Source organism: Micromonospora sp. CPCC 206171, from assembly GCF_036906755.1.
Taxonomy (GTDB): domain Bacteria; phylum Actinomycetota; class Actinomycetes; order Mycobacteriales; family Micromonosporaceae; genus Micromonospora; species Micromonospora purpureochromogenes.
On sequence record NZ_JBAKHT010000021.1, the window covers coordinates 30009 to 42668 of the forward strand.

Annotated in this window: 4 protein-coding genes; all 4 read right to left on the reverse strand. The window is 77.0% G+C overall.

Translation table 11 applies throughout. The features are described 5' to 3' along the window. Positions 1–5: 5 nt before the first annotated feature. Genes V6U89_RS22085 through V6U89_RS22100 form a run of 4 tightly spaced genes read right to left on the reverse strand, consistent with a single transcriptional unit; the run spans position 6 to position 12440 of the window. Positions 6–3521 (reverse strand): amino acid adenylation domain-containing protein, encoded by a 3516-nt coding sequence (locus V6U89_RS22085; RefSeq protein WP_334573254.1) that lies wholly within the window; start codon positions 3519–3521, stop codon positions 6–8. Further along, positions 3518–5821, reverse strand: a complete 2304-nt coding sequence (locus V6U89_RS22090; protein ID WP_334573255.1) for a lantibiotic dehydratase — start codon at positions 5819–5821, stop codon at positions 3518–3520. The genes V6U89_RS22085 and V6U89_RS22090 overlap by 4 nt, the downstream gene beginning before the upstream one ends. Next, complete coding sequence (locus V6U89_RS22095) at positions 5818–8961, reverse strand: thioesterase domain-containing protein (protein WP_334573256.1); 3144 nt, start codon at positions 8959–8961, stop codon at positions 5818–5820. Before V6U89_RS22095 ends, V6U89_RS22090 begins: the two co-directional genes overlap by 4 nt. Further along, positions 8958–12440, reverse strand: coding sequence for an AMP-binding protein (locus V6U89_RS22100; RefSeq protein WP_334573257.1), 3483 nt, complete (start codon positions 12438–12440; stop codon positions 8958–8960). Before V6U89_RS22100 ends, V6U89_RS22095 begins: the two co-directional genes overlap by 4 nt. Positions 12441–12660 lie beyond the last annotated feature (220 nt).

Consider the following 12660-nt stretch of genomic DNA (forward strand, 5'->3'; position numbering starts at 1 on the left):
GTCCTTCATTGCGCGGTGCCGCCGGGGCGGCGGGGTGGGTTGCGGCGGGTGCGGCTGCGGCGGGCGGCGGCCCGCAGCGCGGCGCGGGCGAGTTCCGGCCGGTCGGCGGCACCGTCGAGGCTGGCGGCGAGCGCCCGGACGGTGGGGTGGCGGAACAGGTCGAGCATGGTGATCGAGCGGCCGGTGGCGGCGGTGAGCCGGGCGTGCACCGCGGCCAGGGCGAGGGAGTGCCCGCCGATGTCGAAGAAGTTGTCGGTCACCCCGACCCGGTCGGTGTCGAGCACCTCCCGCCAGATGCCGGCGATCAGCTCCTCGGTGTCGGTCAGCCCGCCCGGACCGGCCGGCAGCGAGGTGCGGGGCGCCTCGGCGGCCGCCACCGTCATCGCGCCGAGCTGCGGCGTGCGCACGGTGGGCCGGGGCAGCGCGGCGGCCACCGCGTCGGCCGGCGCGTCCGGGTCGGCGGCGAGCGCGCCGACCAGCTCGGCCAGGTCGGCCAGGAGCGCGTCGATCCGGTCGGCGTCGAACAGGTCCGGGTTGTGGACCACCTCGACGCCGACGCGGCCGTCTGACTCCACCACGTAGACGGTGATGTCGAAGGGCGAGCCGGGCTTGGGCACCCGGACCGGCACGGCGCTCAGCCCGGTCAGCGCCAGCCGGGGCGGGGCGAAGTTGAGCACGTTGAACAGCACCTGCACCAGCGGCGCGCGGGCGGTGTCCCGGCCGACGCCGAGGGCCTCGACGACGCGTTCCAGCGGCGCGCCCGGGTGGGCGGTGACCTCGTGCAGCTCGGCGGCGCACCGGTCGACCAGCTCGGCGAAGGTGGCCTCGCCGGTGCGCAGCCGCACCGGCACGGTGTCGATGAAGAAGCCCACCACGTCGTCGAAGGCGGCCAGCCGACGGTCGGCGACGATCGCCCCGACCACGTGGTCGTCGCCGCCGGTGAGCCGGCGCAGCAGCTCGCCGAAGCCGGCGAGCAGCACCGCGGCGACCGTGGTGCCGCGCCGGGCGGCCAGGGCGCGGACCGCGCGGTCGGCGGGCTCCGGAAGGCGCACCGCGGCCTCGGCGCCGGCGTAGGTCTGCACCGCCGGGCGGGGCCGGTCGCGGGGCAGCTCCAGCACGGTGGGCACGCCGCGCAGGTGCTCGGCCCACCAGGTGAGGTCCGCCGCGCCCCGGCGGGCGTCGCGCCCGGCCCGCCAGACCGCGTAGTCGGCGTAGGTGGCGGCCAGCGGCGGCAACGCCGGGGTGGCCCCGGTGACGGCCTGGCCGTACGCGGCGGCGAGGTCGTCGTAGAGGACCGCCTCGGACCAGCCGTCGAAGACCGCGTGGTGCATGGTCATCGCCAGCACGTGCGCGTCGGCGCCGAGCCGGTAGACGGTCACCTGCCAGGGCGGCCCGGTGGCCAGGTCGAAGGCGTGCGCCGCGCCGGCGGCGAGCATCACGGCCAGCTCCGCCTCGGCATCGGCGCTGCCGGTCAGGTCGACCACCGGCACCGCCACGTCGGTGGGTTCCGCGCAGACCGCGTACGGCACCCCGGCGGTCTGCGGGATCCGCCAGCGCAGCACGTCGTGCCGCTCGGCGACGGCCCGCAGCGCCGCGCCGAGGGCGGCGGTGTCCAGCGGGCCGCGCAGCCGGTGCGCGACGGCGATGTTGTACGGGGCGCTGGAGGGGGCGAGCTGGTCGACGAACCAGAGCCGGCGCTGCGGTGGGGAGAGGGTGGGCGGGTTGCCGGTGGTCAGCGGCTCGGCGTCGGCCGGGGCGGCGGCGCGCAGCCGGGCGACCAGGCCGCCGAGGGTACGCCCGGCGAGCACGTCGGAGATCTCGACGAGTCGGCCCAGCTCGGCGCGGAGCGCGGCGACCAGGCGCATCGCGGCGATGGAGTTGCCGCCGGCGGCGAGGAAGTCGGTGTCCGGGCCGGGGGTCGCGCCGAGCAGTCGGGCCCAGATCCGGGTCACCGTCGCCGTCACCGGGTCGGCCGCACCGGCCGGCTCCTCGGCGGTGGCTCCGGCGGTCAGCGCGGCCACGGCCAGGGCGCGCAACGCCGGCCGGTCCAGCTTGCCGGTGACCGGGCTGACCGGCAGGTCGTCGCGGCGCAGCAGCCGGGCCGGGAGCATCGCGGCGGTAAGCCGTGCCCGGGCGTACGCCCGGATCGTCTCGTCGTCGGGCGCGCCGGCCGGGGTGAGGACCGCGACCAGCTCGGTGCCGGCCGGCCCGGGCACCGCCTCGACGGCGACCCGGTCGATGCCGGGGGCGCCGGCCAGCACCGCCTCGACCTCGCCCAGCTCGATGCGCTGGCCCCGGATCTTCACCTGCCGGTCGGTGCGTCCGAGGTAGACGATCCGCCCGTCGGCCGCCTGGCGGACCAGGTCGCCGGTGCGGTACAGCCGCTCGCCGGGCAGCCCGGAGAACGGGTCGGGGACGAACCGGTCGGCGGTCAGCCCCGGGCGGTCCAGGTAGCCGTCGGCCAGTCCGGGGCCACCGATCAGCAGCTCGCCGGTCTCCCCCGGCGGCAGCGCCCGCAGCTCGGCGTCGACGACGTACGCCCGGTGGTTGGGCAGCGGCGAGCCGATCGGCACCGGGTCGGCCTCGGCGCCGGTCAGCTCGGCGGTGACCGCGAGCACGGTGGTCTCGGTGGGGCCGTAACCGTTGAGGAAGCGCCGCCCCGGCGCCCAGCGGGCGGCCAGCTCGGCGGGGACGGCCTCGCCGCCGCAGAGCACGGTACGCCAGCCCGGCACGTCGGCCGGGTCCAGCATGGACAGCACGGTCGGGGTGATGAAGCCCCAGTTCACCTCGTGCGCGGCGATGAACCGGGCGAGCCGGGCTGGGTCGGCCCGGTCGTCGGCGCCGAGCAGCTGCACCGCGCCGCCGAGCAGCAGCGGCAGGAAGAGGTCCATGGTGGCCGCGTCGAAGCCGAGCGAGGCGATGCCGAGGCTGCGCACCCCGGCGTCGGCGCCGCTGACCGCGGCGCACCCGGTGACGAACTCGACCACGTTGCGGTGGGTGGTCAGCACCCCCTTGGGGCGGCCGGTGGAGCCGGAGGTGAACAGCACGTACGCCGGGTCGCCGGGCCGGGCCGGGCAGGGCGCCAGCGGGGCCGGGCCGGCCGACTCGACCACCTCGACGCCCGGCAGGTCGGCCAGCTCGGCCGCCGCGTCGCCCACCAGCAGCGACACCCCGGCGTCGGCGACGATCTCGCGCTGCCGCTCGCGGGGGCCGTCCGGCTCCAGCGGCACGTAGCAGCCGCCGGCGAGGAGCACCCCGAGCACGTCCACGACCAGCCGGGGCCGGCGCCGGCCGCAGACCCCGACCCGGGTCTGCCGGCCCACGCCGTGGGCCCGCAACGCGGCGGCCACCCCGGCCGCCCGGCCGACCAGTTCCCGGTAGGTGAGCCGGTCGTCCCACTGGCGGACCGCGACCGCGTCGGGGCAGCGCGCGGCCCGGGCGGCGATCAGGTCGGCCAGCGTCCCGTCCGGCCAGGGCAGCTGCGGCCCGGCGGCGGCGCTGATGGACAGGATGTCGGTCACCCGTGCTCTCCCCCATAGGTGGCGGGATCGGTGATCTGCAGGCGCAGCTCGCTGACGTGTCCGCGCCCGGCGGCGTCGGGCACCCAGGCGTCCGCCGGCGTGGGCAGCAGCTCGGTGACCACCACCGCCACGTCGGGGCCGGTCTTCGCGGCGGCGTCGGCCATGGCGCACAGCGACTGGGCGTACAGCGGGCCGGTCAGGTCGACGTAGCAGGGCTTGACCTCGGTGCCGACCTTGACGAACACCCGCTCGGGCAGGTCGAGGGCCGCCCGGAAGCGGCGCGCCGCGAGGTAGCGCGCGGTCTCGTCGCCGTGCCCGGCCAGCCCGCTGCCGGCCACGGTGGTCCGCCAGGTACGCCGGGCCACCACCAGCCGGTCGATGGTGATCCTGGGCGTGTGCGGGGCCGGGTCCAGCAGCTTGAAGGCGTCCAACAGCAGCGAGCCGAGCAGGTGGGCGAAGATCTCCATCACCGGCCAGCGGGATCCGTCCGGGAAGACCGCGATCAGCCCGTCGCCGTCGCGGACCACGGTGACGGCGGTGGCCGGGACCAGCCGGTCGACATCGCCGCCGCGCGCGGTGTCGATGCCGAGCTGGCGGTCCGCCGGGCCGGTGAGGGCGTACGTGGTGCGGGTGGTCAGCCGGGGCCAGCTCTCCGGGTAGAGCACCCGGATCCGGGCCGGCCCGAGGTCGGCGTCGAGCGCCGCCCGCAGTGCCGACGGGTCGGGGTGGAACGGGGTGAGCACCGCGCTGTCGTAGGCGACCGTGGCCGGGTGCAGCTCGCCGAGGACGAGCAGGAACTCGCCCCGGTCGATCGCCTCGGCCGAGGCGGCGCTGACCTGGAGATCGGGGTTGTGGATCCGGGCGGACGGCCAGCCGGGCCGCTCGGCGGCGAAGAGCGCGCGGACCGGGCCGGCCAGGTCCTCGGCGCGCAGCCGCAGCTCGACGGTGCCGGCGGGCAGGTGCCGCAGCCCGAACAGCTCGGCCCACCGCTCGGTGAAGTCCGCCCCGGCGCGGGCGACGGGTCCGTCCGGGGCGACCAGCATCCCCTGGGCCAGCGACCAGATGTCGGCCAGCCGGACCGGACCGTCGGCGGCGAGTTCGTCGTGCAGGTCGGCGAGGATCTCCTGGCAGCCGGCGCCGATCTCGGCGGTGAGCCAGCGGGCCGCCTGCAGGACCACGGCCAGCGGGGCGGCCAACGCGTCCAGCACCGTGGCGCCGACGGTGACGTCGAGGTCGCGGGCGGTCTCCTCGTAGCAGACGGTGCGCCCGGCGTACATCTGACCGCTCTGCCGGGTGGCGGGGCGGCCGGTGACCTCGGTGAACCGGGTGTTGAGCGCGGCCAGCGCGGCGCCGAGCCGGTCCGGGTCGCCGGCGGCGGCCGCGACCGCGTCCCGGGCGGCGCGGAGCCGGTCGAAGTCGGCGGCCACCGCCGCCCGCACGGCCTCCTCGCCGATCGCCGCGATCCGCTCCGCCAGCACCCGTTCCGCGTCCGGGCTGTTCGGCAGGTTCGCGTCCCAGGTCAGCTGGCCGCGTTCGACGAACCGGTCCAGCATCAGGTACACATCGTCGGCGGCGCGGACGTCGCCGGCGGCGCGGGCCCGCTCGGCCAGTTCCACGGCGGCGGTGCGCCCGTCGCAGGACGCCAGCAGCCGGGCCTCCACGGCCGACAGCGGGATCGGCGGGTGCAGCGGCCAGCGCAGCTGCCGGTCCTCGACGGTCAGGTGCGGTTGCAGCGCCGGGGCCCACCAGCGGCGTACCGCCAAATCGTCGGCGAGCCGGTCGGCGTATGCGATCAGGGCCCAGGCCTCGAACCCGACGTGCCGGCGGGTGACCAGCCCGGGTCCGGGCGCCAGTCGGGTACGCGGGTCGGCCGGGTCGAAGGTGCCCCAGCAGACCGGGCCGAAGAAGCCGATCGTCTCGGCCTTGCCGCAGTAGCGCTGCCAGTAGCGCAGCAGGCTCAGCTCACGCTTGCGGCGGCGCACGTTGCGTACCGCCGGATCGGTGCGCAGCAGTCCGTCGAGCGCGATCAGCATGTCCGGGTTCTGCCAGGTGACCGCCTCGCGCAGCAGCGGGTCGGCGGCCAGTTCGCCGGCCACCGCCGAGGAGTCGGCGAACGCCTCGCGCAGCGCCTTGTCGACGACGTCCGTCGCGCCCTCGCCGGCCAGCAGGGCGTCGGCGGCGGCCGCCGCCTCCGGAGCGCCGAACCGGTCCAACCCGCCGGCGGGGAAACCGGCGCTGCGCAGGACCACGTCCCGCCACACCGACCAGCCGGTGTCGCCCAGCGGCAGCAGATGGCTCATCGGCGGTCCTCGCTCTCGGGGGCGTCCACGATCTGCAGCCGCAGCTCGCTGAAGCACCGGCGGCCGGTGCCGTCCGGCACCCACGCCTGGTCGGGGGTCGGCAGCATCTCGCTGACCAGCAGGGAAACCCCGTCGCCACCGTCCATGCGGGCGGCCCGGACCATGGCGCAGAACATGGTCACGAAGGCGGGGCTGCTCAGGTCCACGAAGCAGGGCTTGACCTCGGTCCCGAGCTTGACGTAGACCTGCTCCGGCAGGCCGAGCCGCCGTCGCCAGGCCCGTGCCGCGAGGTAGCGGTCGCGCTCTCCGGTCACCGCGGCGAGCCCGCTCTCCCCGACCGTGGTCCGCCAGGTCTGCCGGGCCACCACCATGTTGTCCAGGGTGATCCGGGGGGTGTAGGGCGCGGCGGCGACCAGCTTGAACCCGTCCACGGCATGCGCGCTGAGCAGCTCGGCGAAGACCTCGGTGAGCGGCCACCGCTGGCCGTCGCGGGCGGTGGCGACCAGCCGGCCGTTCTCGTCGGTCACCGTGAGGTCCACCGTGGGCAGCACCCGGGCCGGGTCCGCGCCCGGGGCCGGCTGGAACGCCAGGTGCCGGTCGGTCGGACCGGTCAGCGACTCCGCGGTACGGCTGGTCCGCCGGGGCCACTCGCTCGGGAACAGCAGCCGGATCCGCCGCTCGCCCAGGTCCTCGGCGAGCGCCGCGCGCAGCCGCTCCACGTCCGGGTGCGACGGGGTGAACACGGCGCAGTCGAACGACGACCAGGCCGCGTGCAGCTCGCCGAGCACGACGGTGAACTCGCCCCGGCGCAGCGCATCGGCGTCGGAGGCGCAGATCTGCAGGTCGGGGCTGTGGACGACGCCGTTGGACCAGGACGGCCGGGAGCCGGGGAAGACCTCGTCGATTCGCCCGGCGAGGTCGGCGACCCGCAGCCGGACCTCGTTGGTGCCGGCGGGCAGTGTGTCCAGCGCGAACAGCCCGGCCCAGCGCGCCGCGAACTCGGCGGCCACGGTGTCGACCGGGCGCTCGCCCCCGCCCCAGAACAGGCCCTGGACCAGGAACCAGAGGTCGGAGAGGGCGACCGGGGAGTCCCCCGCCTCGGCGCTCAGCTCCTCGTAGAGCCCCCGGAACACCGCCCCGTACGCCTCGGTCAGGGCGTTGACCATCCAGCGGGCGGCGCGCAGCAGCACGTCGAGCGGGGCGGCGAGGTCGGCCAGCAGCGGCGCGCCGAAGACGACGTCGAGGTCGCGGCTGGTGTCCTCGTAGCAGATGGTCCGCCCGGCGTACATCTGGCCGTCCCGTCGCCGGGACGCGGCCCCGGTCAGCGCGGTGAAGGTGGCGTCGAGGTCGTCGAGGGCGACCCGGAGCCGGTCCGGGTCGCCGGCCGCGGCGGCGACCTCGTCGCGTGCCGCGCGCAGGCGGTCCCAGCCGGCCCGCGCCGTGGCCCGAGCCGACTCGTCGCCGATCCCGTCGATGCGGGCGGTGAGCACCTGCTCGGCGTCCGGGCTGACCGGCAGGGCGGCGTCCCAGGTGATCAGCTCCCGGGCCACCAGCCGGTCCAGCAGGGCGTAGCCGTCCTCCGGCCGGCGCAGCCCGAGCGCCGGGTCGGCCACCAGGTGGCACGCCGGCCGGCGGCCGTCGACGGCGCCGAGCACCGCCGCCTCCACCGGGGACAGCGGCACCGGCGGTCGGCCGGGGCGCAGCACGCTGCGCTCGCGCACGCTCAGGTGCGGGCAGAGCATCGGCGGCCACCAGCGGCGCACCGCCAGGTCCGTGCCGATCCGGTCGGCGTACGCGGACAGCGCCCAGGACTCGAACCAGACCCAGCGGCGGCGGGTCAGCCCCGGCCCCGGGCTGATCCGGGCCACCTCCGACTGCTCCGGGTCGAGCGTGACCCAGCAGCTCGGCCCGAAGAAGCCGACCGTCTCGTTCTTGCCCGCGTAGCGCTGCCAGTACTTGAGCAGGGCCCGCTCGCGGTCGCGGCGACGCACGTTGCGGGCCGCGTCACCGCCGCCGCGGGCCAGGCCGTCCAGGGCGAAGAGCGCGCCGCGGTTCTGCCAGGTGACCGCCTCGCGCAGCAGCGGCTGGCCGGCCAGCTCGCTGATCCGGTGCGCCGACGCCCGGACGGCCTCGTCGAACTCCTTGTCGAACCGGTCGGCGCCGGCGCCGGTGGCCAGCAGCTCGTCGGCGGCCGCGGCGGCGTGCGGCGAGGCGAGGAGGGTCAGCCCGTCGGCCGGGAAGCCCGTGCTGCGCAGCACGGCGTCCCGCCACACCGACCAGCCGGTGTCCCCCAGCGGCACCCGGTGCGCGGGGGACGCGCCGGTCGACCCGGCCGGGTCGGACGTGACCGCGCCGGACCCGACGCCGCCGGAGTCGGCATCGGCAGACGCGGCGGTGGCGGCGTGAGGGCGGACGGCGTCGGCCAGGTCGGCGCGGATCGCGGCGAGCAGCTCGGGCAGCCGGTCGGTGAGGAAGAAGTGCCCGCCGTCGATCTCGTGCAGGGTGAACCCGGCGGCGGTGTGCGCGGCCCACGCGGCGCTCTGCTCCCGGCTGACCGCCCGGTCGTGCCGGCCGCTGAACGCGACGAGCGGCACCGGCAGCGGCTCGCCGGGGACGTACCGGTAGCTGTCCACCCGGCCGAAGTCGGCGCGCAGCAGCGGCAGCAGCAGCTGCACCAGCTCGGGGTGTTCCAGCAGCTCGGCGGGGAGCCCGCCGCCGGCGCCGAGGCGGCGCAGCAGCTCGTCGTCGTCCACCCGGGACAGCCCGTCGAAGAGGCTCGGGGCGGTGACGTGCGGCGCCCGCGCGCCACCCACGTAGAGCCGCAGCGGCAGCGGGCGGCCGGTACGGCGCAGCTCGCGGACCACCTCGAAGCCGACCCGGCCGCCCATCGAGTGGCCGTAGATCGCGTACGGGCGGTCGGCCCGACCGGCGATGGCGGCGGCGACGTCGGGCACGGTGAACCGGGGGTCCTCGCTGATCCGGTTCTCCCGGCCGGGCAGCTGCACCGCGAGCACCTCGACGTCCGGGCCGATCGCCTCCGGCCAGCGTCGGAAGGCGCTCGCGCCGGCCCCGGCGTAGGGCAGGCAGAACAGTTGCACCGGCGCCTGGGGTCGGCTTCCGGGCGAGACGAACCAGTTCACCGCGCGCCTTTCTGAACAGGGTCGATCCAGTACCGCCGGCGCTGGAACGGGTAGCCGGGCAGTCCGGTGCGGCGGACGCCCTCGGCGGGGTGCAGCGCGGCCCAGTCGACGTCGCGGCCGGCGACCCAGTCGGCGGCGAGGTCCCGCAGCCGGCCGGCCGGGCCGGCGAGCCGGGTGTCGGCGTGCAGCAGCTCGTCCAGCGCGGCGATCGCGCCGGCCGGGTCGGTGGCGACCACCGCCGCCCGGCAGTCGAAGGCCCGCCGGCCCAGCGCCAGGGTGGCGGCCACCTCGGGCAGCGCCGGCGCCGCGCCGGCCAGGTGGGCCCGCAGCCGGGTGAGCGCCGCGCGCAACGCCCCGGGGGTACGCGCCGAGACCGGCAGCAGGTGCGCGGCCCGCTCGGGCGCCTCGACCGGCTCGACCGGCGGGGGCTGCTCGACCACCACGTGCGCGTTGGTGCCACCGAGGCCGAACGAGCTGACCCCGGCGACCCGGCGCGGGCCCGGCGGCCAGTCGCGCGCCTTGGTCGGCACGTAGAAGGGGCCGCCGGCCAGGTCTGTCTCCGGGTGCGGCCGGGTGAAGTGCAGGTTCGGCGGGATCACCCCGTGCTGCACGGCGAGCACGGTCTTGATCAGCCCGGCCACGCCGGCGCCGGCGTCGAGGTGGCCGATGTTGGTCTTGACCGAGCCGAGCGCGCAGGACTCGGCGGGCGCGGCGCCGCCGTACACCTCGCGCAGCGCGGCGACCTCGATGGCGTCGCCGAGCGGCGTACCGCTGCCGTGGGCCTCGATGAAGCGGACCTCGCCGGGGGCGACCTCGGCGGCGGCGAGGGCGTTCGCGACGGCGGCGGCCTGCCCGGCGGGGCCGGGCACGGCGAAGCCGGCCCGGTCGGGCCCGTCGTTGGTGACCGCCCAGCCGGGCAGCACCGCGTAGATCCGGTCGCCGTCGGCCCGGGCGTCGGCGAGGCGGCGCAGCGCGACGACCCCGACCCCGGAGCCGAAGCCCGCCCCGTCGGCGGCCTCGTCGAAGGCCCGGCAGCGGCCGTCCGGCGAGGCCAGCCCGCCGGGGGTGTGCCGGTAGCGGGGCCAGGTGACGTTGACCCCGCCGGCGAGGGCGAGGTCGCACTGGTAGTCGCCGAGGCTCTGCGCGGCGAGGCAGACCGCGACCAGCGAGCTGGAGCAGGCGCTCTGCACGGCGACCGCCGGCCCGGTCAGCCCCAGCCGGTACGCCACCTGGCCGGGCAGGTGGTCGGTGAACTGCCGCCCGATCAGCCGGGCCTCCCAGTCGTCCGGGTCCACGTCGCCCACCACCGCGGGGTTGTCCAGCAGGTGGAACAGGAAGTACCGGTTGGCCGAGGTGGCCGAGTAGACCCCGACCAGCCCGGGGAACCTCGTCGGGTCGTGCCCGGCGTCCTCCAGCGCCTCCCACGCGGTCTCCAGGAAGAGCCGGTGCTGCGGGTCGGTGCGGGCGGCCTCCTGCTCGCCCATGGCGAAGAACTCGGCGTCGAAGTCGGCGATGCCGTCGAGCCGGCCGGCGGCCCGGACGTGCCGGGGGTCGGCCCGCAGGCCGGGCCCGATGCCCAGGGCGGCCAGCTCGGCGTCGCTGTGATCGTGGATCGAGTCGACCCCGGCGCAGAGGTTCCACCAGAAGGTGGCCAGGTCGGGGGCGCCCGGGAACCGCCCGGCGAGCCCGACCACGGCGATCTCGTCGCCGGTGTACTCGCGGGCGGCGGCGGTCGGCGCGGCCGGGGCGGGCAGGCTCGGCGCGGGGGCGGCGGCCGGCTGGTCGTCGATGGCCGCCGCGTCGAGCAGCCGGGCCTGCGCCGCCACGGTGGGGTGCGCGAAGAGCCGCACCATCGGCAGCGCCACCCCGAACCGCTCGGCGAGGCGCTGCTGCACCTGGCCGAGGAGCAGGGACTGGCCGCCCGCGTCGAAGAAGCTCTCCTGCCGGCCGACCGCGTCGCGGCCGAGCACCGCACACCAGATGTCGTGCACCGCCCGCTCGGTCTCGGTGCTCGGGCCCTGCCCGGCCGGGACGTCCCGGGGCGGGTCGGGCAGCGCCCGCTCGTCGACCTTGCCGGTGACGGTGAGCGGGAAGGCGTCGAGCGCGACCACCGCGCGGGGCAGGGCGTACTCCGGCAGCCGCCGGGCGAGGGCGGCGCGCAGGGCCGCCGGGTCGAGGGGCCCGCCGGCGGGCGTCGCGTACGCCAGCAGCTCGCCGTCGCGGGCGATGGCCCGTACGGTGGCGACGCCGGGCTGGGCGGCGAGGACCGCCTCGATCTCGGTCAGCTCGACCCGGAAGCCGCGCACCTTCACCTGCCGGTCGAGCCGGCCGAGGCAGACCAGCTCGCCGCCGGGCAGCCGCGCCCCGAGGTCCCCGGTGCGGTACGCCCGGGTGACGCCGTCGTCCTCGAGGCTGAACCGGTCGCTGTCCTGCCCCAGGTAGCCCGGGGCGACATACCGGCTGCGCACCACGATCTCGCCGGTGTCCCGGTCCAGGGACAGCTCGTACCCGGGCAGCGGGGTGCCGATCGGCAGCGGCCCGGTGGCGGTCGGGTCGGCCTCGGCGAACGGCAGCGCGTGCCGGGCGGCGAAGGTCATCTCGGTGGCGCCGTAGCCGTTGACCAGGACGCAGCCCGGGGCGAACCGGTCCCGGCCGCGCGCGGCGTCGGCGTGGGTGGCCTGCTCGCCGCCGAGCAGCACCACCCGCACGGAGTCGAGCCGGCGCCCACCGAGGGTGTCGAGCAGGAACCGGTAGACGGTCGGAGTGGAGTGGTAGACGGTCACCCGGCGCCGGACCAGCTGGTCGGCGGCGTGGGCCAGGCCGTGCCGGCGCAGGTCCACCGGGACGACGGCGGCGCCGGTGAGCAGCGCCGGGTACAGGTCGGGGATGGCGGCGTCGAAGCTGAACGAGGCGAGCAGGCTGACCCGGTCGTCCGGGCCGAGGGCGAGGTCGCGGATCTGGTTGTCCACGACGTGCGCCAGGTTGCGGTGGGTTTGCGCGACGGCCTTGGGCGTGCCGGTGGAGCCCGAGGTGAACAGCACGTACGCCGGCGCGTCCGCGTCGACCGGCACGGGACGCAGCGGGGCGGCCCCGACCCCGTCGAGCACGATCACGGGCGTGCCGGGCCGGTCGGCGCACAGCCGCTCGGCCAGTTCCCGGTGGGCGGCGGCGCAGGCGACGGCGCGCACCTCGGCGGCGGCGAGCAGGTGCCGCAGCCGGGCCTCGGGGAACCCCGGGTCCAGCGGCACGTACGCGCAGCCGGCGGCGAGGGCGCCGAGGACGGCGGCGACGGTGGGCGCGCCGTGCCCGGTGAGCAGGGCGACCCGGTCACCGGTGCGCAGGCCCGCGGCGGCGAGCGCGGCGGCGTGGCCACCGGCGCTGCCGGCCAGTTCGGCGTAGTCGACCTCGTGGGTCTCGCCCAGGATCGCCGGCCGGGCGGGATGGGCGGCGGCGACGTCCACGAAACGCTGGATGATCATTGGTTGCGCCATCTCAGCGAGTCGGCTCGGCTCCACTGTGGACAGGCGCGCAGGCATCGACAATTGTGATCATTGATCCCCCCCAGGACTTCACAATGGAGCCAGAATAGGCCTCGATGCCCGCTGGAACAGGCCATTGATCGGAGTCAGCCCGAAGGGGCCACGACGCCTCGGTGATCGGGCGTCGAAATTCGGCCGATCATCCCCCTAGCGCGGAGAG

What these genes read in the sequence shown, in the direction of transcription:
- V6U89_RS22100 (WP_334573257.1), bottom strand. Translation starts at nt 12,440, where the DNA reads ATGATCATCCAGCGTTTCGTGGACGTCGCCGCCGCCCATCCCGCCCGG.
- V6U89_RS22090 (WP_334573255.1), bottom strand. Translation starts at nt 5,821, where the DNA reads ATGAGCCATCTGCTGCCGCTGGGCGACACCGGCTGGTCGGTGTGGCGG.